We start from the raw sequence: 25,528 nt of genomic DNA, 5'->3' as shown, positions 1-25,528 counted from the left end.
CCGGCCGCGCCGCGCCCGCGCCGCCACGGTCACTCGCCGTCCGGTGGCGGGCAGGGGGTCAGGACGAGCATCGTCACGTCGTCGTTGACGCTCCCGCAGTAGGACAGGAGGTCGGCCAGCACCCGGTCGGCCAGGGCGGCCGGTGCGCCGCCCGCCAGAGGGGGCAACCGGTCCAGCAGCGGATAGAACTCCCCGCCGGGGCCCCTGGCCTCCGTGACGCCGTCGGAGGCCAGGAACAGTACGTCGCCGGGGCGCAGCGGAACGGTGTGGCCGTCCGGGTGCGGGGCGCCCTCCGAGAGGCCGAGCCCCAGCGGGGTCCACGGCGCGACTCCGATCTCCGTGGCCGCGCCGTCCCGCAACAGAATCGGCGGCGGATGACCGCAGGTCACCATCCGCACCGAGCGGGCGTCGGCGGAGAACTCCAGCAGCGCGGCGGTCGCGAACAGCTCCGCGTGCCGGACCTCCGCCGAGTCCATCACCAGCCGCCGGTCCAGCGCGCCCGCGACGGCCGTCACGTCCGGCCGGTCCAGCACCGCCTCGCGGAAGGCGCCGAGCAGCGCGGCGACGGTGGAGACCGCCGCCAGCCCGTGCCCCTGGACGTCGCCCATCACCGCACGGACGCCCCGCGGCCCCTGGCGCACGTCGAAGAAGTCCCCGCCGACCAGCGTCCCACGCTGCGCCGCCCGGTACAGGCCGGCGCAGCACACCGGCCCGACCCGCTCGGGCAGCGGCGGCAGCACGGCCCGCTGCGCGGCCTCGGCGACCGTGCGCTCCAGGTCCAGTTGCGCGTCGCGGCGGCTGCGCACGAAGGACAGGAACACGCTCAGCAGGGCGACGAAGCCGACCGTCTCCAGGTCGGTGTTGCCCGGATGGTCCAGCCCGAAGGCCGGCACGCTCAGCAGCACCACCACCGCGGAGCCGAGCAGCGCGGTCGCCAGCGGCCCGTACGACAGCACGGCCAGCGGCGGGATGGCGCCGAGCAGGAAGCCGATGTCGAGCCGGCTGGGGCTGACCAGGGTGGCCACGCACACGGCGACGACCAGCAGGACGGGCAATACCCGCACCCAGCGGGGCGGCGGGGCGCCCCGCAGCCAGCCCCGCCGGTGCGGGTCGCGGTGCGACACCCGGACAGGCAGCTTCAGCACACCACCACGCTGCTACGACGGCCCCCGTCCCGCACGCCGGGCCGGCGGCTCCGGGAAACGCGGGCGGCCCGTACCCGAATCGCCGCGGGGGAGGTTTGCCGCCGCCCGATCCGTGCATCCGGTAAAGCACATACCGCCAATGCCTTGTGGAGGAAAAGTGGGCATCATCGCCTGGATCCTGATCGGTCTGCTCGCCGGCGCCATCGCCAAGCTGCTCCTTCCGGGGAAGGACCCGGGCGGCGTCATCATCACGATGCTGATCGGCATCGCGGGCGGGCTCCTCGGCGGCTGGCTCGGCAAGGTGATATTCGGCGTCGATTCGATCGACGGCTTCTTCGAGCTGTCCACCTGGGTCGCCGCGATCGTCGGCTCGCTGATCCTGCTGGTGCTGTACCGGCTCGTCACGGGCAACCGCAGCACGCACCGCCACGCCTGAATGTCATGAGCGCGTCACAATGACGCCTCCGCTGGAACACCGTGACGTGTGGCCGGGCCGAACCCATCGACCCGGCCACACGCATGTCCATGGAGGAACGGCACATGTGGCCACGGTCGAACGGCTTCGTACGGGAGCGGGCGGTGTTCCGGGCCGACGACGAAGCCGTCCGGACCGCCCCCTTCGTCTCCGGGGCGTACGACGGCTCAGGCGGCCCGCCGTCGCTCGTCCGGTGAGATGGCCGCCGAGTCGCCCGCGTCCGGTGCGGTACCCCGGCGACCGCCCGGGATCAGCCGCAGATGCCTGCGGTGCCCGGCGTGCCGGCCCCGTTCCTGCGCGGGCCTGAACACGCGTTCCTCGATACGGTCCATCACCACAAGGAGCACGGAGACGAGGGGCAGCAACAGAACAGCGACCAATACCACGACGCCCCCTTGTCCGACTCCAGGAGGCGGGTGCTCCGAACCCGTCCGTTGATGGGCTCGGCGAAGTGAAGAATTCGTGACGATCGCCCATGTCGACCGGGAGTTCGCCAACTGCCCCTGCCCATGGTCTGGTTCGGGCAAAATCGGGTTCCATAAGATGTAATCTCTATCGGACCCGCCCGTGGCCGGTGCGGTGATTTCGGCGAATCTGGGGGACGGATGCCTGCGGAGAACCAGTTGTCCACGCATATCGACCAGAATGTGCCGACCGCAGCACGCATGTACGACCATTATCTCGGCGGCAAGGACAACTACGCCGCCGACCGCGCCGCGTGCGAGGAACTCGACCAGGTCGTCCCCAGCACCCGGCGGCTGGCCCTGAACAACCGCCGCTTCCTGCAGCGGGCCGTGCGCACGCTCACTCAGGAGTACGGCATACGGCAGTTCCTCGACCACGGTTCCGGTCTGCCCACCCAGGACAACGTGCACCAGGTCGCCCAGCGCGTCGACCCGGACGTCCACGTCGTCTACGTGGACAACGACCCCATGGTGCTGGTCCACGGCCGGGCCCTGCTTCAGCAGGACGACCGCACGGCGGTCATCCACGCCGACATGCGCAGCACCGACGAGATCTTCGGGCACCCGGACACGGAGCGGCTGATCGACTTCTCGCAGCCGGTGGCCGTGCTGTTCAACTCGGTCTTCCACTGCATCCCGGACAGCGACACCGACGGACCGCTCGCGGTGGTGGAGCGGGTCCGCTCCCGGCTCGCGCCCGGCAGCATCATGCTCATGTGCCAACTGGTCAGCGAGGACCCCGAGGTGCGTGACTTCGTCACGAACTTCATGGACCAGGCCACCCAGGGCCACTGGGGCCGGGTCCGGCAGGAGAAGGACGTCGCCGAGTGGTTCGAGGGGCTGGAGATCCTCGATCCGGGGCTGGTGGAGGTCTCCACCTGGCGGCCCGACACGGAGGTGGCCCCCCGTCAGCTCACGCACGAGTGGGTGGAGTTCGGCGGCATAGGCGTCGTCCGGTAGTCGCACCGCGGCCCGCCGACGCGGCAACGCCCCTCCGGATCACCGGTGGTGGTCCTGCGAGGGGCGTGCGCGTGCCCGGCGTCGCGTACCTCGGCTCAGGACGCCGGGTAGCGTTCCTTCCTCGTCCGGCGGAGCAGATCCAGTGATTCGGTGGGTGTCAGCGCCTCGTCCGCCAGCCGGTCCAGGGCGATCCGGTACTCCTCCGTCTCGTCCCGGTCCTCCAGGAACTGGGCGCTCCTGATGTGCTCCAGGTAGACGACGTCGGGCAGGTCGAACCCGCCGAAGCGGAGATAGGTGACCGGTATGGCGGGCGCCGACGCCTTGGTCGCGTCCAGCGGCACGATCTGCACCGTCACATTGGACAGCTGGGCCATCTCGATGAGGTGGGCGAGCTGGTCCCGCATGATCTCGCGGCTGCCGAGCACCCGCAGCAGCACCGACTCGTCGACCACCGCCCACAGTTGCGGGGCCTCCGGTCTGGTCAGCAACTGGGTTCGTCGGGTGCGCAGTTCGACGCGGCGTTCCACCTCGCCGGCGGTGGCGGTCGGCAGGCCGCGCTCCACCACCGCACGGGCGTAGTCGCGAGTCTGCAACAGCCCGGGGACGTACTGGATCTCGAAGGTGCGGATCGCGGCCGCCGCCTCCTGGAGTCCGACCAGCCGGTCGAACCACTCGGGCATCAGCCGCTTGTCGTAGCGCTGCCACCAGCCGGGCTCACCGGCGCGGCGCAACAGTTTGAGCAGGACCGACGCCTCGTAGTCGTTGGTGCCGTACAGCCGCAGCAGGGCCTGGACGTCACCCTCGGCCGGAGGGCGGCGGCCCTTGCCCGCTTCTATGCGGGAGAGCTTGGCGGCGCTGAAACCGAGTGCGCGCGCCGCCTGCTCCTGCGACATCCGGGCGTCCTCGCGGAATCCCGCCAACTGCACGCCGACCAGCAGCTTCAGCAGGGTCGGGGCCGGTTCGGACCGCTCCAGATACGGTTCGAGGCGGGAGAGGCGATGCTGCTCGGCGGACATCCTGACTCCCCGGTGGACCGACAGACGTACGGCAAAGACTATCGCACCGGTCCGTCACAGGGCAGGTCCGTCGGCCGAAATCGGTCTGTTGCGCGGCCTGTTGGGGAGTGCGGGCGGATGTCCGCCGCCGGCCTCACAGCAGGTGGTCGAACTCCCCGTCCTTGGCGCCCGCCACGAACGCGGCCACCTCCGCCGGGGTGTACACGAGCGCGGGGCCGTCGGGGTCGCGGGAGTTGCGCATGGCGATGTCCCCGCCGGTCAGGGCCGCGACCTCCACGCAGTTGCCCTCGGCGTTGCTGTGCCTGCTCTTGATCCAGCGGGCGTCCAACGAACTGGCCCGCACTCCGTTGCGCACTGGTGGCACCGCAGTCTCCTTGCTGTTCCGTACCGTCGTGAGGTGGCCCGGCCCCGAGGTCGAAGACCGGCCGTGCCCGACCGGAGTCTTCCCCTTCCCGCGCACTTTCACGAGAAATTTCGCGTGCAATTGCACGCGGGCGCTGACAGGGTGGATAATAGCGAGGGCGTCAACCCCCGGGTCGGCGCGGCAGATTGACATTGCATCAGGTCAACAGGGAGATGCCGTGCTCTCACCGGTGAGCTCGTCGCCCGCACCGCACGGAGCGGTCACGGCCACGCCCTCGCGGACGCACGGAACCGGCGGCCCGGCCGCCGGGACGGCGCCCGCGGCGCACGCCGCCCTCTCCGACACCGCACCCCGCCGGGGACCGCGCCCACCCGCTGCCCGCGGGAAGACGCGGCCGAGTGCGCCCGCCGTCCGCCCACGCCGGACCGGCGACGGCGCACCCGGCTCGCGGCATCCGCATCACTGAACCACCGCCCACCCCCCATAGACCGCCGCGGAAAGGCCCGACGCCATGCCCACCGCACCGACCAAGCAGCCGAGCACGCAGCGCACCGACCCCTCGACCGGCGCGACCGCCACCGCGCCGCTGGCCGGTCTCGGGCAGGTGCCCTGGAGCGACATCAGGGACTCCACCGGCCCGGCCGCCGCCATCCCGCACCTGCTGCGCCGGGTGGCCCGCGGCGACGCCGCCACCGCCCGGGTAGCCCTGGAGGAACTGCGCGAGCGCATCTGCCAGTACGGCTTCGTCGTCGAGCAGGCGACCGCCGCCACCGTCCCGTTCCTGTGGGAGCTGGCCCAACTGCCGCACGTCACGTGCCGGCCGCAGATCATCCAGCTGCTCAAGAGCATCGCCGACGCCCGGCAGTGGGAGTCCGTCGCCGCCGTCTACCCCAAACTCCTCAACCACCGGGAGAACCCGGCCGTGTGGGAGTTGCGGGCCCGGCAGGCGGTTCGCGCCCGGCGCGGCGCCCTGGACACACTGCTGACGGAACCGGACGGCGAGATCGCGCGGGCCACCACCGAACTGGCCGACGCCCTGGCCGAGTAGGCCCGTCTCGCACACCGGACGCCCCCCGGACAGCGGGCCACCGGACGTGATGTAGTCCCTCCCGGACGGTGCAAGCGCTTGCCCGTCCCCACGGCAGCTGGGAGGGGATCCGCCGATGGCGTCGCCGGAAAGACCGCTCGACCACAGCTACCGGGACGAACACCCGGTCCGCACCCTTGCCTACCTGCTGCGCGCCGACCGCGCCCGGCTGGCCGCGGCGGCGGGCGTTTTCACCGTCAAGCACAGCCCGATCTGGCTGCTGCCGCTGATCACCGGGGCCCTCATCGACACGGTCGTCCAGCACGGCCCCATCACCCGGCTGTGGATCAGCACCGGGTTCATCCTGCTCGTCCTGGTGGTCAACTACCCCCTGCACCTGCTCTACGTCCGCCTGCTCTACGGCAGTGTGCGCCGGATGGGCACCGGACTGCGCTCCGCGCTGTGCACCCGGATGCAGCAGCTCTCCATCGGCTACCACTCGCGGGTCAGCGCCGGCGTGCTCCAGGCCAAGGTGGTGCGGGACGTGGAGACCGTGGAGCAGATGGTGCAGCAGACCGCCGAGCAGGGCCTCGGCGCGCTCACCGTCCTCGTCGGCGGCCTCGCCGTCATCGCGGTGCGCACCCCCGAGTTCCTCCCCGTCTTCCTCGTCGTCGTGCCCGCCGCCGCGTTCGTCGTAGCCCGGCTCAGGGCCCGGCTGCGTACCCACAACGAGCACTTCCGGCACGAGGTGGAGACCCTCTCCTCCCGGGTCACGGAGATGACCCGGCTCATTCCCGTCACCCGCGCCCACGGACTGGAGGGCAAGGCGCTGCGCCGCATGGACGGCACCCTGCACCGGCTGCTCACCTCCGGGCTGCGCCTCGACCTGGTCAACGGCCGCTTCGGCTCGCTGGCCTGGGTGGTCCTCAACGTCGTCGGCGTTTCCGTCCTCGCCGGCGCCGCCCTGGCCTCCTACTACGGCGTGTGGGGCGTCACCCCCGGCGACGTCGTCATGCTCAGCGCCTTCCTGACCACCCTCACCAACTCCACCACCACCCTGGCCTCCCTGGCCCCCGTCATCACCAAGGGCCTGGAGTCCGTCCGGTCGGTCGGCGAGGTCCTCCAGGCCCCCGAACTGGAGGACAACGAGGGCAAGGCGGAGGTCACCGCCGTGCGCGGGGCCGTCGACTTCCGAGGCGTGGACCTCGCCTACGACCACGGGCGGCCCGCAGTGCGCGACTTCACGCTCTCGGTCGCGCCGGGGGAGACCATCGCCCTGGTGGGCGCCTCCGGCGCCGGCAAGTCCACGGTGCTCAACCTCGTCATCGGCTTCATCCGGCCCACTGCGGGCCGCCTGCTGCTCGACGGCACCGACATGGGCACCCTCGACCTGCGCACCTACCGGCGCTTCGTCTCGGTCGTGCCGCAGGAGTCGATCCTGTTCGACGGCACGGTCCGCGAGAACGTCGTCTACGGCATGGACGACGCCGACGAGGAGAGCGTGCGGGCCGCGCTGCGCGACGCCAACGCGCTGGAGTTCGTGGAGCGGCTGCCGCAGGGCCTGGACACCCTGGTCGGCGAGCGCGGTGCCCGGCTCTCCGGCGGCCAGCGCCAGCGCCTGGCCATCGCCCGTGCCCTGATCCGGGACCCGAAGGTGCTCGTCCTGGACGAGGCGACCTCCGCGCTGGACACCCGCTCGGAGGCGCTCGTCCAGCAGGCCCTCGCCCGGCTGCTGCGCGGCCGCACCACCTTCGTGGTGGCGCACCGGCTGTCGACGGTGCGCGGCGCGGACCGGATCGTGGTGATGGCGGACGGCCGCATCCAGGAGATCGGCACGCACGAGGAACTCCTGCGCCGCGGCGGGGCGTACACGGCCCTGCACGGCGGGCAGGTGGCCTGACGCGCCGTCCGGCGGGCGGAGCCGGCGCCCGCCGGATCGCTGCACGCCGGGACGTCGGTCGACCGCGCGAATCCGGCCACGCGTACGAAGAATTCACCGTCCGAACGCCCTGCCGGACGCAAGCCCTCCGCCGTCGTGGGCTTCTGACGCCGCGTTCTTCGGTGTCCGTCGTGCGCGCCGTTCGCCCAATCTTGGCCGAACGCCCGAAAAGCACCTATATTGCGGATACCTCTGCCGGGTCGTGCGGCGCCCTGACGCCGCGCACGGGGGTTGCCCGGGCATGTGCGGCCGAGTGTTCTGCGGAGGTTGCGGTGAGTGTCCCCCAGAGAATCCAGCCCGGCGGGCGGCAGGACCGCACCGCGCTCCGCGCCCTTGGTGCCGGACCCGCGGCGACGGGCCGGGCCACCGCGCGGGTGCGGTCCGGAGCGGAGGGGCGGCGACCGTGAACTGGCGCGAGCGCGGCGCATGCCGCTCCGAGGACCCCGAGCTGTTCTTCCCGCTCGGCGAGGGCGCGCTGTCGCTGCGCCAGATAGAACAGGCCCGCGCCGTGTGCCGGCGGTGCCCCGTGCTGCGCGAGTGCCGTGAGTTCGCCCTGCGCCACGGGGAGTACGACGGCGTCTGGGGCGGCATGACCGCGCGGGAGCGCCGTGCCGCCGCGAGCAGCGGTTCCGGAGGCAGCCGCCGGTGACCGCCGCCGCATCCGGGCGGCGCGGCCCGACCGATACGGAACCACCGGAAACCGACTGAATCCGGTCAATCACCTGCCGCGAGGCGGTCGGCGTGCATGGCACGGCGTGCCTGGGGCATACGCAGAAAAAATTCGAGAGAGGGGCGCTCCGTGCTGGTACCGGACCCGAAGGTCGTCAGGACGTTGCTGACTCGGTACGCATCGCTGAAGATCGCTCAGGCGGAGAGGGAGCGGGCCGATACGGCTCGGGAGCTGGAGGACGTCAGTTACACCCTGTGCGTCATGATGGGCGCCACCGGCGTCGAGGAGGCCATCGACCGGGCCGACGCGCTGCTCCTCGCGGCCGGTCGCACCGCCGGCGCCGTGCCGGACGCCGACGGGGACAGCGGTCTGTCGCTGGCCGTGTGACGGCGCCCACCGGACGGACGCGGGGATCCGGGGCCGGCCCTTGCCTGGCACCGCGTGCCGGGACGCCGGCCGGCCCATGGTCGTGATCCGGCCATGGACGACCCGCCTCCACCGCTCCGCCCACGTCCCGCACCCTCCAGCCGCACCGCCGCCGCCCGGCGCGCCGAACCCGCCGGGGGAGCGGGCCACCGGTCGCGGCCGCGTCACGGAGCCGTCAGGCGCCGGTCGTCCGCGCACCCGGGCTCCCGCGGCGCGGGGCGGGACAGCCACTCGGCGATGGTGCGGGCGATCGGCAGTCCCGTCTCCACCTCGACGAACCCGAACTGCCCCGACTGGTTGCACTCCAGGAACCACCAGGTCCCGTCGCCGTCCTCCGCGAAGTCGAAAGCGCCGTAAGCCAGTTCGGCCGCCCGTAGATAGGCGAGCACACCGGCGGCCGTCCGCGGCGGGACGTCGACGGGCAGCCACGGTGCGGCGGCGGTGGCGAACCGCACGTCCACCTCGTCCGGGTCCGCGTCCGCCGGGGTCTCCTTGCGGGCGGCCAGCAGCCGCTCGCCCACCACGGTCAGCCGGATGTCGGCGCGTTTGGCGATCCGCCGCTGGAGCAGCGTCGGGCCGTAGGCGACCGCCGCGAAATCCGTGTCCGGCGCGACCCGGCTGGTGGGCACCGCCCGCGGCGGCTCCTGCGGATGCGCGCCGGAGACCGGCTTGACCACCAGGTCCGGGAAACGCGCCGCGAACTCCCGCGCGGCCTGCGGGAAGGTGGTGACGATCGTGGCGGGCACCGGCAGTCCGCAGCGCTGGGCCAGTCGCAGCTGCCACGGCTTGTGCCGGGCGCGCCGGGCCGCGTCCGGATGGTTCATCCAGCGCGCCTCGCAGCCGCGCAGCATGCCGTACAGGGCCTGTCCGGCCTCCTCGGTCAGCCAGGGGGACGGGTGCGCCGCCCGGGCCGCCGGCGCACCCGGTCTGCGCACCCAGACCGAGCGCAGCCCGCTGACGCTCACCAGCCGTCCCCCGGCGGACAGATGACCGCGGAACGACCCGTGCACGTACTCGCCCGACAGGGCGACCCCCGCGGTCAGATCGGCCGGGTCGAGCCGGACCACGGGCACCGAGGCGGCGTTCAGGCGGACCACCACCATGTCCGCCGTCACGTCCTCCTCGCCGGTGAGGATGAGTACGGTCATCGTCGCCGGCCGTGTTCAGTCGTCGAAGTGTGTTTTGGAGCCCGCTGTGGAGGTCGTGGTGCCCAGCTCCCTGAGCAGCGCGGCGTCGGTCGCGGCGATCCGGCCGTCCAGGAGCACGTTCAACTGAAGTCCATCGTCGTAGACGTACGGGAGCACGGCCTCGCTGTCCACGGCGGGCCGGGCGTAGTTGAGCGCGAACGGTTGCATCGTCTCTCCCCTGTCGGTGCAGCCGCGATCAAGCGGTGGTCGTCCTTGCGGCGTCGCTTGGCCCGCTGACTTTGTTTCGGGTTCCCGACCCTTATACGAATCGAACGGGTGAATGGTTTCCTTACGGAGCGTAGTCGTCGGCGCCCGGCTGCCTTCGGAAGCCGAAACGGCCCGGCCGGGGCGCCGGCAGGGCGGTCTCGCGGCCGACGGCGCCGTGCAGCGTGCGCAGCGCCAGCAGCAGGACGCCGATGTCGTCCAGGTACACCGGGTCGGGCAGCACGTCGAACGGGAGGACGAAGTAGAGGATCGCCCCCCAGAACACCCAGCGCGGCCCGGTCGGCAGCCCCGCGCGGCGCAGGTCCCGCCGGGCCCGGACGAGCCGGATCAGCAGCACGGCGGCCACGGCGAGGACGGCGGCCGCCGCCGCACCGGCCAGGAGGAGCACCTTCGAGGTGGAGTCCACGGGTCCGCTCCCCTTTCCGTCCGTGAGGGTTCCCGTCCCCCAGCTTCTTGCCGCCCGGCGGCCGGTCACTCCCGCGCCGCGCCCGGGTGGCGGTGTGGTACGGCCCGCTCTAGTAATGGTCAGGGTAAGTCGCGTGTCGCACTTCGGGGGCGCAGGAGCGGCCGCATCCCTGCCCTGGAGCCCTGATGACCACCCGCTCTTCACCACCCCAGCCGAACCTGTCCGTCGTCGTCGCCGAGGAGGCCCCCTGGGCCGGTCCGCCCGGTGGGCCGGCGGGCGACGGAGAGGGCGAACACGCGGACGGCGAACCGGCCCCGGCCCCGGACCCGGCGGCCCCCGGCACGGCCGTGACCCCCGGTCCGTCCTCGGCGTCCGCTCCGGCCCCGGGCGCCGCCCCCGCAACGGCCTCCGGGCCGTCGCGGGCTGCCGTGGCCGAGTGGCCCCCGGAGGATGTCCTCCGGTTCGTCACCCTGCTGGAGCGGTCCCCGGCGGTCCGCGCGGCGGTCGGGGCGCGCAGCGCCGACGCGCTCGCCGCCGGTCTCGTCGGACGGCTCGCCCGGGACCCCTCCGGCGAGTCGAGCGCCCGGCAGGAGCAGTTCCCGCCGGGCGAGGAGCCGATGACCGGCCCCACCGGCGTCCGCGGTGCCGAGCCCGGCGCCGGACCCCGGCCGCCGGGGGAGGACCGCGCCCCGGGGCCCCTCCGCGCCGAAGTCGCCGGGCGGGTGGCCGCGCGGCTGGCCTTCTGGCCGGGCTGGGTCGCCGCAGCAGCGCTCGTGGTGTGCGCCGCCGCCCACTTCCCGCTGCGCCGGGAGGGCGCGCCCCTGCCCGTCTACGTCCTCGCCCTGCTGGCGTCCGGGCTGTGCGGGGCGCTGGCCGTCGCGCTGGTGGTGCGGGCCGGGGTGGTGGTGCTGGTCGCCGGCTCGGTCGTACCGGCGGTGCTGGCCGGGCTCGGGTACGTCGAGGGCCGGTTCGCGCCGCGGGAGCTGGCGCAGGCCCTGTCGATCACGGTGGCCCCGCCGGCCAGCGCGGGGCTCACCGCCGTGTGTGCCTCGCTGGCCTCGCTCGCCGCGCTCTCCCTGCTGCTGATGGTGCACATCGCCGAGCGGCACCCCACGCCGCGGCCCGGCGGCTGAGCCCGGCGCGAGCCGCACGAGCAGCGTCGGCCGGCCGGCGGAGCGACCGTCAGCCGGCCAGCGCCTCGAGCACCCGGTCCGGCGTCAGCGGCAGTTCGCGGAAGCGGATCCCGGTGGCGTGGTGGACGGCGTTCCCGACGGCCGCGGCGGCGCCCACGATGCCGATCTCGCCGATGCCCTTGCTCCCCATCGGGTTGAGGTGGCTGTCGTCCTCGTCGATCCAGTGCGCCTCGATCGCCGGCACGTCCGCGTGCGCGGGCACGTGGTACGAGGCGAGGTCCGGCTCCGCGAAGTCGCCGAACGCCGCGTCCATCGTGCTGGTCTCGGTCAGCGCCATGCCCAGCCCCATGATCATGGCGCCGACGAACTGGGACCGCGCGGTGCGCGGGTTGAGGATGCGCCCGGCCGCGAAGACGCCCAGCATCCGGCGCACCCGCACCTCGCCCGTCACCGTGTCCACGCCCACCTCGGCGAAGTGCGCCCCGAAGGCGTGGCGCGCGTACGAACTCTCCGCGTCCGCCTGGCCCGCCGTGTCCGCGCGGGCGCTGAGCCCGGCGCCCGGCGGTGGGCCCGCGTGGTCGGCCAGGCGAGCCGCCAGCCGGACGCACGCCTCGTGCACGGCCCAGCCCCACGACGCGGTACCGGAGGAGCCGCCGGCCAGCGACGCGGCCGGCAGATCGCTGTTGCCCACCTCGATCCGCACCCGCTCCAGCGGCACGCCGAGCGCGTCCGCCGCCACCTGCGCGAGCACCGTACGCGCCCCGGTGCCGATGTCGGTGGCGTTGACCCGCACCTCGAACGTGCCGTCCGGCAGCGCCCGGGCCTGAGCGGTGGACGGCTGCACCAGCACAGGATAGGTGGCCGCGGCCACGCCCGTCCCGAGGAGCAGCGGGCCCTCCGCCCGCGCACGCGGCCGCGGGTCGCGTCGCGCCCAGTCGAAGCGCCGCGCGCCCTCCCGGAGGCACTCCACCAGGTGGCGGCTGCTGAACGGCTTGCCGCTGTCCGGCTCACGGTCGGGCTCGTTGACGGCGCGAAGCTCCACCGGGTCCATGCCGAGCGCCTCGGCCAGCTCGTCCATCGCGGACTCCAGCGCGTACATGCCGGGGCACTCGCCCGGCGCCCGCATCCACGAGGGGGAGGGCACGTCGAGCCGGACCACCCGGTGGGTGGTGAGGCTGTTCGGCGCGGCGTACATGACGCGGGCCGGCACCGCTGCCTGCTCCACGAACTCCTTGATGCGCGAGGTGCAGGTGGCGACCTCGTGAGTGAGCGAGGTCAGCCGGCCGTCGGACGCGGCGCCCAGCCGCAGCCGGTGCAGGGTGGGCGCCCGGTGGCCGACCACCGCGGGAAGACAGCGGCGGGGGAGCGCAACGGTGACGGGCCGGCCGGTCGAGCGGGCGGCCATCACGGCGAGCACGACGTCCGGGCGCGCGGTGCCCTTGGAGCCGAAACCGCCGCCGACGTGCTCGCAGACGACCGTGATCCGCTCCGCGGGCAGTTCGAACAGCGCGGCGAGCGCGTCGCGCACATCGCTGCCGCCCTGGCTGGAGGTGTACACCGTCAGCCGGTCCGCCGTCCACTGCGCCGTACTGGCGTGCGGTTCCATGGGGTGGTTGTGCAGCGGCGGGACCCGGTAGGCGACGTCGAGACGGACATCGGCCGCGTCGAAGGACTTCTCGGGATGCCCGTGCTCGCGGCGTCCCGGGTGGCCCCCGTTGGCGGTCTCCGGCTCGTAGGCGTCCGGGTGGTCCGGCGTCAGCGTGACGTCGAACGGCTCCTCGGCGTACTCGACGCGGACCGCCGCCGCGCCGGCCCGCGCCGCCTCCAGGGACTCGGCCACCACCAGGGCGACGAACCAGCCCCGATGCGGCACCTCGGGGGTCTGGAGGACGGCGAGGATCGGGTCGTCGGGCTCGGCGATCCGGGGTGCGTTCTCATGGGTGAGCACGGCGAGCACGCCCGGCATCGCCAGGGCCGCCGTCGTGTCGACGGCCGTCACCCGGCCCCGGGCGATCGAGGCCGGCACCGGCCAGGCCTGCGCCCGGCCGGGCAGCGGGTGCTCGGCCGCGTAACGGGCGCCGCCGGTGACCTTCAGGCGCCCCTCCCGACGCTCGGCCGGAGCGCCCAGCGCGGTTGCGGTGGCGACCATGGAGTCCTCCTGTGACATGACGGTTCGGGTCCTGGCGGAAGGGGGGCAGGGCGGAGGTCAGGCGTCGGCGGTCGCCGCGAGCCGGGTCAGGACGTCCACGGCGAGGGCGCGGGCGAGCGGCACCTTGTAGCCGTTGTCCCGCAGTGGCCGGGCCGCGGCCAGCTCCCGGTCGACGGCGTCCTCGAACGCGGCCGGGGTGGCGGGCCCGCCCCGCAGCGCCTCCTCGGCCTCCACCGCCCGCCAGGGCCGGTGGGCCAGCGCCCCGAAGGCGAGCCCGACGTGCTCGACCGTGCCCCGGGCCACCCGCAGCACCACCGCCACCGAGGCGAGGGCGAAGGCGTACGACGCCCGGTCGCGGGCCTTGCGGTAGGCCGAGGGGAGTCCGGCGGGCGCGGCCGGCAGCACCACGCCGGTGATCAGCTCGCCGGGGCGGATCACGGTGTCCTGCTGCGGACTGTCCCCGGGCAGCCGGTGGAACTCGGCCGCCGGGACGCCGCGGGCGCCCTGCTCGCCGTACAGCTCCACGCGCGCGTCCAGCGCGGCCAGGGCCACGGCCATGTCGGAGGGGTGCGTGGCGATGCACTGCTCGGACCAGCCGAGGACCGCGTGGTCGCGGTGCACGCCCTCCCGGGCGCCGCAGCCGCTGCCGGGCTCGCGCTTGTTGCACGGCTTGGACAGGTCCTGGAAGTACTGGCAGCGGGTGCGCTGGAGCAGGTTGCCGCCGGTGGTGGCCGCGTTGCGCAACTGGCCGGAGGCGCCCGCGAGCAGCGCCTGCGACAGCACCGGGTAGCGGTCGCGGACCAGCGGATGCGCCGCGAGGTCGCTGTTGCGGACCAGGGCCCCCACCCGCAGCGAGCCGTCCGGCAACTCCTCCACCGTGTCCAGCGGCAGCCGGTTCACGTCCACCAGCAGGGTGGGCTCCTCGACGCCCAGTTTCATCAGGTCCACCAGGTTGGTGCCGCCGCCGAGGTAGCGGGCGCCGGGGTGCGCGGCGCAGGCCTCGGCGGCCTCCTCGACGGTGGTGGCGCGGACATATCCCAGCGGGTTCACCGGATCACGTCCTCGACCGCCTCGACGATGCGCGGATAGGCGCCGCACCGGCACAGGTTGCCGCTGAGCCGTTCGCGGATCTCGTCCGCGTCGAGCGGGACCGGCCGACCGGACGGTGCGGCGGGATCGGTGACGTGCGAGGGGTGTCCGGCGGCGGCCTCGGCGAGCGCTCCGACGGCCGAGCAGATCTGGCCGGGTGTGCAGTAGCCGCACTGGAAGGCGTCCCGTTCCAGGAAGGCGTGCTGGAGCGGGTGCAGCTCCTCCCCGTCGCCCGCGAGGCCCTCCACGGTGGTGACCTCGCAGCCGTCCAGGGCGACCGCCAGCTGCAGACAGCTGTTCACCCGGCGCCCGTCGACCAGCACGGTGCAGGCACCGCACTGGCCGTGGTCGCAGCCCTTCTTCGCGCCGGTGAGGTCCAGGTCGTCGCGCAGGACGTCCAGCAGGACGCGCCGGTTGTCCAGGACGAGGGTGTGGGGCTTGCCGTTGACGCGGAGCGTCGTCACGGAACGGTGTGTTTCGCTGCCCATGGCGTGGATGACCTTCCCGACGTGCCGTGCCGCTGTGTACGGACAGACCGCGTATCCAGCCTGCGGCGGCTGACACGTCCCGGCACGCGGGACTCGCGCCGGACCGAGGACTTCAGTCCTCGGTCCGGCGCGGGTCCGGAGCGTCCGGCGGGGGACCGGGAGGAGCCGGGGGACCGGGGGGCGGCGGGACGGAAGGCTCCCGCCGTGCGCCGGCCGCGGGGAGGGCGGCGGCCGGCCCGGGCTCGGCGGCACCGGGTCGCAGGGACAGGGCCGAGCTGCGGAGCCGTCCGAAACCACGCGCCAGCTGCTGGAACGGCGAGCCCGCCGAGCCGCGGCCCGGCTTCGGCACGGGCAGCGCGCTCGGCGCGCCGGCCGCCTCGCGGTAGACGGCGAGGGCTTCGTTGGCCCGCTCGGCCGCCTCGCGGTACAGATCGCGGGACTTGGTCATCGCGTCCAGCGCCTCGGCGTACATCGCGACCAGCTCCCGCGCGCGGGCCAGCTCCTCCTCCATGGTCATCAGGTGCCACTGCTCGCGCAGCGCGGCCAGCGCGGCCTCCCCGCCGTCCGGCAGGGGCAGCGGCAGTGCGGCGAACCGGGTGACCGCGTCGAGGACCTCCACCGGCTCGGAACCGTCCAGGAAGACGCTGCGTACGGAGAAGTCCTCCGCGTCGTAGTCGGCGCCGGCCGCCGCGCCGGGCAGGACGACCGCGCCGCCGCGCGGCACCCGGGCGCCGAAGTCGTCCAGCACCCAGTTGACGGCCCGCAGCCGGTGCGGGGCGGCACGGTGCTCCACGACCCGGTGCCTCAGCCCCTCGGGCAGCAGCCGCACCAGCGCCTCCCTGCCGCGCGCGTCGGGCGTCATCGCCTCGTGCACCACGAGGTGGACGCACCAGGTGTCCCGCACCGCGTGCCGCAGCACCCGCCGCAGCTCCTTGTCGTCCTCCGGGAGCGGCGTGGCGTCCCCGAGACGTGCCCCGGTGCCGCTCTCCCGGTCCCAGCCCGAACCCGGGTCCCGTGGCCAGAACATCGTCGCGGGGGAGGGCCACCGGGCGTCCCAGGGCTGCTCCGCCTCGGCGATCAGCACCCACTCCTGGTCCAGGGCGGAGCCGCGCTGCGGCGACAGGGCCAGCCGGGCGCGTACGGTCACCTCGCCGGGCGCGAGCCAGCGGGCCTCGAAGACGTGGTCGTCGTCGGGCCGGGCGTCGTCCGGTTCGAGATGGCTGTGCAGCCCGCCCTCGGCCGTGAGCTGCTCCAGCCGGCGCCGTACGACGTCCGCCGCGGCCGGGCCGGTGTGGCGGCCGCGCGCCGACCACACCGTGGGCGGAGCCGCGGGACGGGGTGAGGAAGAGTTCGACATGGGCCAATCTGCGGGCGGGGACGGCGTACGACTGCCAGTATCACGGTAGCGGATCATGATCTCTCGCCCGGGGGTCGCACGCCGCCGCGTCCCGGCGCGCCCGCAGCGGTCCGGCCGCCGACGCTCCGTCCGCCGGGCCGCGCCCGAGGTCAGCCGGTCCGTGCCGTGCTCGTGCCGCTCTTGAGCAGCCTGTCGGTGACGTCCGCGCTGTCGGCGGCGGGCGGCGGCGTCACGTTGACGTCCGTGCCGAAGTCGGAGAACTTCAGCACCGTGGTGCTCGTCACCCGCGTGTCCTCCCGGCCCGGGGCGCGCTGCGCGAGCGGCTTCAGGCTCATCCGCACCCGCTCCTGCCGCATCCGGCCCTGGCCGTCCAGCCACAGGTCCACCGGCAGCGTCGCGCTGCCGAGCTGGTGGCTCAGCTCCGCGGCCTGGGCGGCGCCGCCCTTGGCCAGCGCCGACACGGGCACCTTCACCCGGTAGCGGGTCACGGCCGTGCCGTCCACCGTCTCCTCGCCGACCCGGGTGACGTCGGCCGCCCGCACGTCCTTGACGTAACCGATCGGCTCGGCCGGGTCGCTCGCCCGGGTGCGGCCGGCGGACCCGGAGCGGGCCAGGCGCTCCAGGTCGACGCGCATCCAGCTCTTCCCGCCGGGCAACCCGGCCCGCTGGGAGCCGGACGGCTTCTGGTAGAGGGTGCCGTCGACGACGCGTTGCTCGATCCTGCTGCCCTGCGAGGTCACGGTCATCCGGCTGGCGCCGTTTTCGAGGTCCACCACGCCGTCCCCGTACGCCGTCACCTTCTGCCCTTCGGCGACGGCCTCGCTGGTGACGGTCATCCGCGCGCTGTCGGCGGCCACGGTCTTCCGGTAGGCGTCCTGGACCGCCTGCGCCCTGGGGGTCGCGTTCGACCCCGCACCCGCGGCGCCGTCCCGGTCCGTCCCGTTCCCGGAGCCGTTGCCGCAGGCGCTCACCCCTGACACCAGGCTCAGCGTGGCGACGGCGGTGGCGATCCGTACTCGCGACACGGTTCCTCTCCTCCCGTACGGGTTCGTCGGTCTCTGTTCGGTTCGTCCCTGCTTCCCTGTCCGGGACCGCTCACGCCCGCCCGGTGCGCGGACGTGGAACGAGCCGTGCCACGGGGGGCACGGCTCGTTCGTACGGAGTCGTCGCCTACGGACGCTCCTCGGCGTCCTCGGGGCGCGCCTCGCCGCCCGCGATCGTGTCGGGGTAGCCGGCCTCCTCGGAGCCGTCGTCACGGCCCGGGTGGACGCCGCTGCGGGCGCCGGGCTGGCCGCCGCTGGTGGTGCCGTAGCCGCCGGGCACGCCCGGCGTGCTGTCCGCGTCCGCCTGCTCGCGCGAGATGTGCCGGGTGGCGCGGACGCCCGCGTGCCGCTCCGGATACGGATAACTGAACGGACGGGAGGCGGCGCGCTCCTCCTGGTCCCGTTCGATGTCGTTCTGCCCGGTCTCCCGCCGTTCGGCGCCGCGCGGCTCTTCGGGACCGGGGGTGTCGCTGTGTCCAGTCATGCCGTCCGGGTACCCGCCGCCCCCGCGGCCATGTGGGCTCAGCAGCCGTCCTCCATGCGACGCTGGTCCTGCTCGTCCCAGGTGCGGGTGTCACGGGGCTCCACGTAGGGCTCCTCGTCCGCCGGGTGCCCGCCGTCGATCACGCGCTGGCGCGCCATCTCCGCGTCGAACTCCAGCCCCAGCAGGATGGCCAGGTTGGTCACCCACAGCCAGACCAGGAAGATGATCACACCGGCCAGTGCGCCGTACGTCTTGTTGTACGAGCCGAAGTTGGCGACGTAGAAGGCGAAGCCGGCCGAGGCCGCCAGCCAGATCACCAGGGCGAGCACACTGCCCGGGGTGATCCACCGGAAGCCGCGGACCCGGGCGTTGGGGGTGGCCCAGTACAGCAGGGCGATCATCATCGTGACCAGGACGACCAGGACCGGCCACTTCGCGATGGACCACACGGTCATCCCGGCGTCGCCGAGGCCGAGCGCGGTGCCCGCCTGGCGGGCCAGGCTGCCGGTGAAGACCACGATCAGCGCGCTGGCGACGGCGAGCAGCATCAGGGAGACCGTCAGCGCCACCCGCAGCGGCAGCACCTTCCACACCGGGCGGCCCTCGGGGACGTCGTAGACGGCGTTGGCCGCGCGGATGAACGCGGCGACGTAACCGGACGCCGACCAGACGGCGCCGAGCACGCCCACCACGGCCAGCACCGAGCCCAGACCGGCGCTGTTCTGCAGCTGGTGCACCGCGTTGACGATGATGTCCCGGGCCGGACCCGGCGCGAGCTTCTGCAGGTTGTCCAGGACCCGCTGGGTGGCCGAGTGACCGGCGATGCCGAGCAGGGAGACCAGCACGAGCAGCGCGGGGAACAGCGCGAGCACGCCGTAGTACGTCAGCGTGGCGGCCCGGTCGGTCAGCTCGTCGTCCTTGAACTCGGCGACGACCCGGCGCAGCACCGCGAGCCACGAACGGCCGGGCAGCTCGGTGGGCGAGTCGGGGGCGTCCCGCTCGGCCGCGGCGTCCGGCCCGAACTCCTCGGGCGACTTCTCCCGCGCGTCCGGAGCCTCGTGCGCGCCGCGCGCGTATTCCCGCCCGTCGTCCTCGCCGCGCTTGCGGGCGTCCTTGCCGGTGGAGTGGTCCCGGTGACCGGGAAGGTGCAGACGGTTCATGCACTCCGGGTGTCCGCCCAGCGGCCAAACACGCGTGGCGGACGCGGCGGGTTCGGCGCCGCCACGCGGCGGCGCCGGCGAGCCGGGATCCCGTCGGCGCCGCGCGGACACCGCGATCCGGCTTCCGCCGCGCGGGCGACACGGGCCTGCGCGCGCGCCGCACCCGAAGCGCCTGCCGACCGAGCGCGGAGCGCGCGCCGGGCTCGGTGCGCGGCCGCTCCGCCGGGTGTCGGGCGGGGCGGGTTCCGGGATACGTGGCGCGCCCGCCCGGCCCCCCAGGGCCCGCGCCCCGCGAGGGCGTCGCGGCGGTGTTGCTTCCGTCCGTGCCGCGGCACGAGTACGGGCGGCCGCTTCCGCCGGGGTGCCCGGGCGGGTCCGGGACGCATGCTGTGTCCACCCGGCCTCCTGCGGGGCCCGCGCTCGCCGAGGGCGCCGCACCGGTGCTCCCGCCGCCCCGCGAGGGACGGCGTCCGAGGAGCGGGAAGACGCGACCGCCTCCGCCGGAGGTCGAGGCCCCGGGTGGAGGCGGGTGGCGCGCTCGCGCGCGGCGGTCGTACCGCGCCTGGCCTACGCGCGGCCGTCGGTCCCGCGCCGGACGCGCCAGGCCGGGAGGCGGCGCCTGAGTTCCCCGGCCGCGCTCGGCCGCTCCCGGCGCGTGGCCGGGGCGGCGGCGACGAGAGCGGGGCGCGGCACAGCGCGGGGCGGCACAGGCTGCCCCGGAGGGGCTACGCGCCGCTGGCGCGCAGCATCTCCTCTCGTTCCACGATCTTCACCCGCTCGCGGCCCTCGGGCTCGCCCAGGGCCTTCTCCGCGGCGTCCAGGCGGTACCAGCCGTCCCAGGTGGTGAAGCGGACGTTCCGCTCGGCGAGGAAGGCCTCGACCGCCTCGGGGGCGGGGGAGGCCGGCGTGTGCAGGCGGCCGTTGGCGTGGTCGTCCAGCAGGTTGGCGACCGTCTCGTTGGCGTCCCCCTTTGTGTGGCCGATCAGGCCGATCGGACCGCGCCGGATCCAGCCGGTGACGTACGTCGACTGGACGTGCTCGCCGGTCTCGCCGATGACCCGGCCGCCCTCGTCGGGCACCGTGCCCGAGGCCTCGTCCCACGGCAGCTTCGGCAGTCGGTCGGAGAGGTAACCGACGGCGCGGTAGACCGCGGTGACGTCCCAGTCCTTGAAGGTCCCGGTGCCCTTCACGTTCCCGGTGCCGTCCAGCTCGGTGCGCTCGGTGCGCAGCCCGGTCACCTTGCCGTCCTCGCCGAGGATCTCGGCCGGGGACTCGAAGAAGTGCAGGAACAGCTTGTGCGGCCGGTCGCCGATGTCGCGGATCGCCCAGTTCTCCAGGGTCTTGGCGACCATGTCGGCCTGCTTGTTGCCGCGCCGGGTGGCGATCGAGCCCTCGTCGTAGTCGATGTCCTCGGGGTCGACGATCACCTCGATGGTGGGGGAGTGGTCCAGCTCCCGCAGCTCCATCGGGCTGAACTTCGCCTGCGCGGGGCCGCGCCGGCCGAACACGTGGATCTCCAGCGCCTTGTTGGCCTTCAGGCCCTCGTACACGTTCGGCGGGATCTCGGTGGGCAACAGCTCGTCGGCCGTCTTGGCCAGGATGCGGGCCACGTCGAGGGCGACGTTGCCGACGCCGAGCACCGCGACCTTCTCGGCCGTGAGCGGCCAGGTGCGCGGCACGTCCGGATGCCCGTCGTACCAGGAGACGAAGTCGGCCGCGCCGTAGGAGCCGTCGAGGCCGACGCCGGGTATCGGCAGCGCCCGGTCGGCCGTGGCGCCGGTGGAGAAGATCACCGCGTCGTAGAACGCGCGCAGGTCGTCGAGGCCGATGTCGTTCGGGTAGTCGACGTTGCCGAACAGGCGGATCTGGGGCTTGTCGAGCACCTGGTGGAGCGCGGTGACGATGCCCTTGATCCGGGGGTGGTCGGGCGCGACGCCGTAACGGATCAGGCCGAACGGCGCCGGCATCCGCTCGAAGAGGTCGATGGACACACCGGGGTCGGCGGCCACGCCGGATTTGAGCAGGGCGTCGGCGGCGTAGATGCCGGCGGGGCCGGCTCCGACGATGGCTACCCGCAGGGGGCGCGGCATGATCAGGTTCCCTTCGAGCGGCGGACGACTCGACCGCAACCCTAAACTGAGGCAAGCCTTAGTCGGTACCGGGGTCCCGTCTATGAGGTCATAAGGCGAGGTTATGGGTTGTCAAAGGTCGGGTGATGGGTCTCGGCGAGCCGTCCGGAGGGCGCCCTCCGGACGTGCCGGCAGGACGGGACGCGTCCGGTCGGGCATGGTGGGCTTGTGATCGGACTGGCCGCGTGCTTCGCCCTCCTCGGAGCCGCCAGCAACGCCGTCGGCACGGCCTGCCAGCGCAAGGCCGCCGCCACCGTACCGGCCGGCGGCGGCCTGCGGCTGTTGTTCGCCCTGGCCCGGCACCCGGTGTGGCTGGCCGGCATCGCCGGTGTGGTGTGTTCCGCCATGTTCCAGGCGCTGGCGCTGGTCAACGGCCCGATGGCGCTGGTGCAGCCGCTGTTCATCATGGAACTGCCGTTCGCCCTGTTCATCGCCGGTCTGCTCATGCGCCGGGGACTGCCGGCCCCCGGTTGGTGGGCCGTGGGGGCCATGGTGGGCGGCCTGGCGATGGTCCTGGTCGCCGCCGACCCGTCCGGCTCGCACGACCAGGCGCCCATGGTGCGCTGGATGCCCGCGCTGGCCGTCGGCCTCGGCGTGATGGCCGCGGCCGTCGTCCTCGCCCGCGCGTCGCGCTCGTCGCTGTTCCGGGCCGCCGTGCTCGCCGCCGCCGCGGCCACCGGCAACGCGCTGACCGCCGCCATGCTGAAGTCCGCGAGCGCCACCCTGGAGACCGAAGGCTTCGCCGTCTTCCTCGTCACCTGGCAGACCTACGGGTTCGCCGTCCTCGGCATCGCCTCGCTGCTGCTGCTGGAGAACGCCCTCCAGGCCGGTTCGCTCGCCGCCTCCCAGCCGGCGCTGACCATCGGCGACGCGACCGTGAGCCTGCTGCTGGGCGTCCTGCTCTTCGAGGAGCACATCCGCACCGGCATCTGGCTGATCCCCGAACTGTGCGGCGCCGGCCTCATCCTGTGGGGCGTCGTACGCCTGACCCGCGTCGTCCCGCACGCGCAGCAGACCCTCGCCGGCGAGGAGCCCGCCACCGCTCCGGCCGGCACGACGCCCCAACTCGCCCGCCCGGAAGGGCCGGACGGTCATACCGACGGCCGGGCGGGGTAACCGGCTGCGCATGACTTCTGAGGTGGCTCCCTCCCCGCCGGCCGCGGTCCGGTTGCGCCGGCTGTACGACGTGTACGCGGCCGGCACCGGCCTGTGGACCGTGGCGCTGGTCGCGGCGGTCCTCGGCCATGACGCCGACGTACGGCAGGTCCTCGTCCTGCTCGCCCTGCTGGCGTCCTTCGGGACCCTGTGGCTGTGGTCGGCCTGGCGGCTGTGGACCCAGCACCCCGGCCGGGGGCCGGCGCGCCGTTCGGCCTAACCCCGGCCGCTGGCGGCAGCCGAGGGGTGCGAAGGTGGTCGTATCCGCGTGAGACGGGGCAAGCCGGGTATCCGGCGGTGCCCGGACCGCCGCACCGCGCCGGACGGCGAGTGCCGCGCGGCCCGCGATCCGCGCCGCAACCGCAGGACGAGTCGAAGTCGAAGGAGTCCACGGCCATGACGGACGTATCCAGCAGGGGCGCCGCCCCGGGCGACGACCGGAAGGTCCTCACCAACCGGCAGGGCCATCCCGTCCACGACAACCAGAACCAGCGCACCGTCGGCGCCCGCGGCCCGGCCACGCTGGAGAACTACCAGTTCCTGGAGAAGATCAGCCACTTCGACCGCGAACGCATCCCCGAGCGCGTCGTGCACGCCCGGGGCGTGACCGCCTACGGCTACTTCGAGGCGTACGGCGCCTGGGGCGACGAACCCATCGGCCGCTACACCCGGGCCAAGCTGTTCCAGGAGCGCGGCAAGCGCACCGACGTCGCCGTCCGCTTCTCCACCGTGATCGGCGGCCGCGACTCCTCCGAAGCCGCCCGCGACCCGCGCGGCTTCGCGGTGAAGTTCTACACCGAGGACGGCAACTGGGACCTGGTCGGCAACAACCTCGGCGTCTTCTTCATCCGGGACGCCATCAAGTTCCCCGACGTCATCCACGCCCTCAAGCCCGACCCGGTGACCTTCGAGCAGCAGCCCCGCCGGATCTTCGACTTCATGTCGCAGACCCCCGAGTCCATGCACATGCTGGTCAACCTGTTCAGCCCGCGCGGCATCCCCGCCGACTACCGGCACATGCAGGGCTTCGGCGTCAACACCTACAAATGGGTGGACGAGGAGGGCCGCACCGTCCTGGTCAAGTATCACTGGATGCCCAAACAGGGCGTGCGCAGCATGACCGAGGAGGACGCCGCCAACGTCCAGGCGGAGTCCCTCGGCCACGCCACCAAGGACCTGTACCAGGCGATCGAGCGCAGTGAGTACCCCGAGTGGGAACTGCTCGTGCAGATGATGGACGACCACGACCACCCGGAGCTGGACTTCGACCCGCTGGACGACACCAAGACCTGGCCCGAGCAGGACTTCCCGCCCAGGCCCGTGGGCCGGATGGTCCTCGACCGGATGCCGGAGAACTACTTCGCCGAGAACGAGCAGATCTCCTTCGGCACCGGCGTACTGGTGGACGGCCTCGACTTCTCCGACGACAAGATGCTGGTCGGCCGGACCTTCTCCTACAGCGACACCCAGCGCTACCGGGTCGGCCCCAACTACCTCCAGCTCCCGGTCAACCAGCCGAAGAACGCGCCGGTGCACACCAACCAGCGCGACGGCCAGATGACGTACCACATCGACGGCGGCGGGGCGAACCCCATCGTCAACTACGAGCCGTCGATCACCGGCGGCCTCCAGGAGGCCCCGCTCCCGCGCCACGACGAGCAGGGCCCCGAGATCCGCGGCCGGCTGACCCGCAGGCGCATCCCGCGCGCCAACGACTACCTCCAGGCCGGCCAGCGCTATCTGCTGCTGGAGGACTGGGAGCGCGACGACCTGGTGAAGAACTTCGTGGACCAGCTCTCCCAGTGCGACCGTCCGGTGCGCGAGCGCATGGTCTGGCACTTCCTGATGGTCGAGAACGACCTCGGGCTGCGGGTCGGCAAGGGCCTCGGCATCTCGCCCGAGGACGTGGCGCACCTGGAGCCGCTGCCCGGCCAGGACCTCACCGACGAGGACCGCAAGCGCCTGGCCGACCTCGGCAAGAACCCGCCGCGCGACGTCGAGGGCCTCACCATGACCCACTGCGTCCCCGACGAACGCCACGTCGTCGCCCGCTGACCGGCGCGGCCCGCGGCCGGGCACGCGAAAGGGCCGGGCACCGCCCACCTCCCCAGGAACGGCGGCGCCCGGCCCTCGTCGAAGGGCTCAGCTCACGCGGCGGGTTCAGCGCGTGGTGAGCAGACCCTGCCGCAGCCGCGCCAGCAGCCGGTTCAGCAGCCGCGAGACGTGCATCTGGGAGATGCCGAGCCGCTCGCCGATCTGCGCCTGGGTCAGCTCCTCCACGAACCGCATGTGGATGATCTGCCGGTCCCGCTCGTCCAGCTCGGCCAGCAGCGGGGCCAGACTGTGGACGTCCTCCACCAGCTCCATCGCCATGTCCTCGGCGCCGATGAAGTCGGCCAGGATGCTCTCGCCGTCCTCGCTGCCGCTGACCGCCGCGTCCAGCGAGGCGGAGGTGTAGCCGTTGGAGGCCACCATCGCGTCGACGACCTCGTTCTCCGGGAGGTTCATCAGCTCGGCCAGCTCCTTGGTGCTGGGCTTGCGCCCCAGCCGGCTGCTCAGCTCCTCCGTCGCCTTGGCCAGCTCGACGCGCGCCTCCTGCAGGCGCCGCGGCACGTGCACGGCCCACGACGTGTCCCGGAAGAACCGCTTGATCTCGCCCACGATGTACGGCACCGCGAAGGAGGTGAACTCCACCTCGCGCGCCAGCTCGAACCGGTCGATCGCCTTGATCAGCCCGATCATGCCGACCTGGACGATGTCCTCCATCTCCTGCGGGCCCCGGCTGCGGAACCGGCCGGCCGCGTAGCGGACCAGGGACATGTTCATCTCGATCAGCGTGTTGCGGGCGTACTGGTACTCGTGCGTGCCCTCTTCCAGGTGCGCCAGCCGGTCGAAGAACACCCGCGACAGTGCCCGCGCGTCGGTCGGCGCGACCTGGGAGGGGTCGGCCACCTCCGGCAGCTCCGTGCGAGCCCGAGTCGCCTTCACCTCTGTGGTCACCGCCATCGTGCGGTCCTCCTCTGCCAGCCGATGCGTC

The 25,528-nt window shown here is 73.5% G+C and carries 26 protein-coding genes; 10 read left to right on the top strand and 16 right to left on the bottom strand.

Translation table 11 applies throughout. The annotated features are described in order from the left end of the window. Positions 1 to 29: 29 nt before the first annotated feature. On the bottom strand, positions 30 to 1,145 hold the full coding sequence (locus AB0N63_RS13335; RefSeq protein WP_365528124.1) for a PP2C family protein-serine/threonine phosphatase: 1,116 nt from the start codon (positions 1,143 to 1,145) through the stop codon (positions 30 to 32). A 157-nt stretch (positions 1,146 to 1,302) separates the two neighbouring features. Between AB0N63_RS13335 and AB0N63_RS13330 the strand changes: the two genes are divergently transcribed. Next, positions 1,303 to 1,581, top strand: coding sequence for a GlsB/YeaQ/YmgE family stress response membrane protein (locus AB0N63_RS13330; RefSeq protein ID WP_169438346.1), 279 nt, complete (start codon positions 1,303 to 1,305; stop codon positions 1,579 to 1,581). A gap of 206 nt (positions 1,582 to 1,787) precedes the next feature. Here AB0N63_RS13330 and AB0N63_RS13325 read toward each other — a convergent pair whose 3' ends face one another. Further along, positions 1,788 to 2,006, bottom strand: a complete 219-nt coding sequence (locus tag AB0N63_RS13325; protein WP_365528122.1) for a hypothetical protein — start codon at positions 2,004 to 2,006, stop codon at positions 1,788 to 1,790. Between the two features lie 219 nt (positions 2,007 to 2,225). On the opposite strand from AB0N63_RS13325, the gene AB0N63_RS13320 reads away from it, so the two are divergent. Further along, positions 2,226 to 3,044, top strand: coding sequence for an SAM-dependent methyltransferase (locus AB0N63_RS13320; protein WP_365528119.1), 819 nt, complete (start codon positions 2,226 to 2,228; stop codon positions 3,042 to 3,044). A gap of 95 nt (positions 3,045 to 3,139) precedes the next feature. Here the strand turns inward: AB0N63_RS13320 and AB0N63_RS13315 are convergent, their stop codons facing one another. Then, a complete protein-coding gene (locus tag AB0N63_RS13315; protein ID WP_365528116.1) occupies positions 3,140 to 4,060 on the bottom strand; it encodes a helix-turn-helix transcriptional regulator in 921 nt (306 codons plus the stop codon). Positions 4,061 to 4,193: 133 nt separating this feature from the next. Further along, entirely contained in the window at positions 4,194 to 4,424 is a 231-nt protein-coding gene (locus tag AB0N63_RS13310; protein WP_009193407.1) for a DUF397 domain-containing protein, read from the bottom strand. Between the two features lie 511 nt (positions 4,425 to 4,935). Here AB0N63_RS13310 and AB0N63_RS13305 point away from each other — a divergent pair. The 4 genes from AB0N63_RS13305 to AB0N63_RS13290 all read left to right on the top strand — a co-directional run bounded on the left by AB0N63_RS13305 (position 4,936) and on the right by AB0N63_RS13290 (position 8,447). Next, the gene (locus AB0N63_RS13305) at positions 4,936 to 5,472 is read left to right on the top strand and encodes a hypothetical protein (protein WP_365528114.1); all 537 of its coding nucleotides are present in this window, start codon (positions 4,936 to 4,938) and stop codon (positions 5,470 to 5,472) included. Between the two features lie 115 nt (positions 5,473 to 5,587). Then, on the top strand, positions 5,588 to 7,351 hold the full coding sequence (locus AB0N63_RS13300; protein ID WP_365528111.1) for an ABC transporter ATP-binding protein: 1,764 nt from the start codon (positions 5,588 to 5,590) through the stop codon (positions 7,349 to 7,351). A gap of 442 nt (positions 7,352 to 7,793) precedes the next feature. Continuing rightward, positions 7,794 to 8,039, top strand: coding sequence for a WhiB family transcriptional regulator (locus AB0N63_RS13295; protein ID WP_365528109.1), 246 nt, complete (start codon positions 7,794 to 7,796; stop codon positions 8,037 to 8,039). 150 nt (positions 8,040 to 8,189) lie between these two features. Then, entirely contained in the window at positions 8,190 to 8,447 is a 258-nt protein-coding gene (locus AB0N63_RS13290) for a DUF5133 domain-containing protein (protein ID WP_365528106.1), read from the top strand. A 203-nt stretch (positions 8,448 to 8,650) separates the two neighbouring features. Here the strand turns inward: AB0N63_RS13290 and tgmB are convergent, their stop codons facing one another. From tgmB to AB0N63_RS13275, 3 genes are all read right to left on the bottom strand, one after another. After that, the gene (tgmB, locus tag AB0N63_RS13285) at positions 8,651 to 9,634 is read right to left on the bottom strand and encodes an ATP-grasp ribosomal peptide maturase (protein ID WP_365528104.1); all 984 of its coding nucleotides are present in this window, start codon (positions 9,632 to 9,634) and stop codon (positions 8,651 to 8,653) included. A gap of 15 nt (positions 9,635 to 9,649) precedes the next feature. Further along, on the bottom strand, positions 9,650 to 9,841 hold the full coding sequence (gene tgmA / locus AB0N63_RS13280) for a putative ATP-grasp-modified RiPP (RefSeq protein WP_019980824.1): 192 nt from the start codon (positions 9,839 to 9,841) through the stop codon (positions 9,650 to 9,652). 121 nt (positions 9,842 to 9,962) lie between these two features. Further along, positions 9,963 to 10,304: a YkvA family protein gene (locus AB0N63_RS13275; RefSeq protein WP_365528101.1), complete on the bottom strand. Its 342-nt coding sequence runs from the start codon at positions 10,302 to 10,304 to the stop codon at positions 9,963 to 9,965. 185 nt (positions 10,305 to 10,489) lie between these two features. On the opposite strand from AB0N63_RS13275, the gene AB0N63_RS13270 reads away from it, so the two are divergent. After that, a complete protein-coding gene (locus AB0N63_RS13270; protein WP_365528099.1) occupies positions 10,490 to 11,437 on the top strand; it encodes a hypothetical protein in 948 nt (315 codons plus the stop codon). A gap of 49 nt (positions 11,438 to 11,486) precedes the next feature. Here the strand turns inward: AB0N63_RS13270 and AB0N63_RS13265 are convergent, their stop codons facing one another. The 8 genes from AB0N63_RS13265 to AB0N63_RS13230 form a co-directional block, all read right to left on the bottom strand. Next, positions 11,487 to 13,586: a xanthine dehydrogenase family protein molybdopterin-binding subunit gene (locus AB0N63_RS13265; RefSeq protein WP_365528097.1), complete on the bottom strand. Its 2,100-nt coding sequence runs from the start codon at positions 13,584 to 13,586 to the stop codon at positions 11,487 to 11,489. Positions 13,587 to 13,643: 57 nt separating this feature from the next. Beyond that, positions 13,644 to 14,636, bottom strand: coding sequence for a xanthine dehydrogenase family protein subunit M (locus AB0N63_RS13260; RefSeq protein WP_365528094.1), 993 nt, complete (start codon positions 14,634 to 14,636; stop codon positions 13,644 to 13,646). After that, positions 14,633 to 15,163, bottom strand: a complete 531-nt coding sequence (locus tag AB0N63_RS13255) for a 2Fe-2S iron-sulfur cluster-binding protein (RefSeq protein WP_365528091.1) — start codon at positions 15,161 to 15,163, stop codon at positions 14,633 to 14,635. The genes AB0N63_RS13260 and AB0N63_RS13255 overlap by 4 nt, the downstream gene beginning before the upstream one ends. Before the next feature lie 112 nt (positions 15,164 to 15,275). After that, positions 15,276 to 16,520, bottom strand: coding sequence for a hypothetical protein (locus tag AB0N63_RS13250; protein WP_365528088.1), 1,245 nt, complete (start codon positions 16,518 to 16,520; stop codon positions 15,276 to 15,278). Positions 16,521 to 16,669: 149 nt separating this feature from the next. Beyond that, a complete protein-coding gene (locus AB0N63_RS13245) occupies positions 16,670 to 17,545 on the bottom strand; it encodes a hypothetical protein (RefSeq protein ID WP_365528085.1) in 876 nt (291 codons plus the stop codon). A 145-nt stretch (positions 17,546 to 17,690) separates the two neighbouring features. Further along, on the bottom strand, positions 17,691 to 18,047 hold the full coding sequence (locus AB0N63_RS13240; RefSeq protein WP_365528082.1) for a hypothetical protein: 357 nt from the start codon (positions 18,045 to 18,047) through the stop codon (positions 17,691 to 17,693). Between the two features lie 38 nt (positions 18,048 to 18,085). Further along, positions 18,086 to 19,207, bottom strand: coding sequence for a YihY/virulence factor BrkB family protein (locus tag AB0N63_RS13235; protein WP_365528079.1), 1,122 nt, complete (start codon positions 19,205 to 19,207; stop codon positions 18,086 to 18,088). A gap of 725 nt (positions 19,208 to 19,932) precedes the next feature. Then, positions 19,933 to 21,297 (bottom strand): FAD-dependent oxidoreductase, encoded by a 1,365-nt coding sequence (locus AB0N63_RS13230; protein WP_365528077.1) that lies wholly within the window; start codon positions 21,295 to 21,297, stop codon positions 19,933 to 19,935. A gap of 207 nt (positions 21,298 to 21,504) precedes the next feature. On the opposite strand from AB0N63_RS13230, the gene AB0N63_RS13225 reads away from it, so the two are divergent. The 3 genes from AB0N63_RS13225 to AB0N63_RS13215 all read left to right on the top strand — a co-directional run bounded on the left by AB0N63_RS13225 (position 21,505) and on the right by AB0N63_RS13215 (position 24,546). Continuing rightward, positions 21,505 to 22,452, top strand: coding sequence for a DMT family transporter (locus AB0N63_RS13225; protein WP_365528075.1), 948 nt, complete (start codon positions 21,505 to 21,507; stop codon positions 22,450 to 22,452). A gap of 10 nt (positions 22,453 to 22,462) precedes the next feature. Then, entirely contained in the window at positions 22,463 to 22,711 is a 249-nt protein-coding gene (locus AB0N63_RS13220; protein ID WP_365528072.1) for a hypothetical protein, read from the top strand. Between the two features lie 176 nt (positions 22,712 to 22,887). Then, a complete protein-coding gene (locus AB0N63_RS13215) occupies positions 22,888 to 24,546 on the top strand; it encodes a catalase (RefSeq protein WP_365528069.1) in 1,659 nt (552 codons plus the stop codon). Positions 24,547 to 24,651: 105 nt separating this feature from the next. On the opposite strand, the gene AB0N63_RS13210 is transcribed toward AB0N63_RS13215, so the two are convergent. Then, positions 24,652 to 25,497 (bottom strand): RNA polymerase sigma factor SigF, encoded by an 846-nt coding sequence (locus AB0N63_RS13210; protein WP_365528067.1) that lies wholly within the window; start codon positions 25,495 to 25,497, stop codon positions 24,652 to 24,654. Positions 25,498 to 25,528 lie beyond the last annotated feature (31 nt).

Origin of the sequence: Streptomyces sp. NPDC093260, assembly GCF_040683715.1 — a bacterium.
GTDB lineage: Bacteria > Actinomycetota > Actinomycetes > Streptomycetales > Streptomycetaceae > Streptomyces > Streptomyces sennicomposti.
This window is presented reverse-complemented; position numbering and strand designations above follow the sequence as displayed.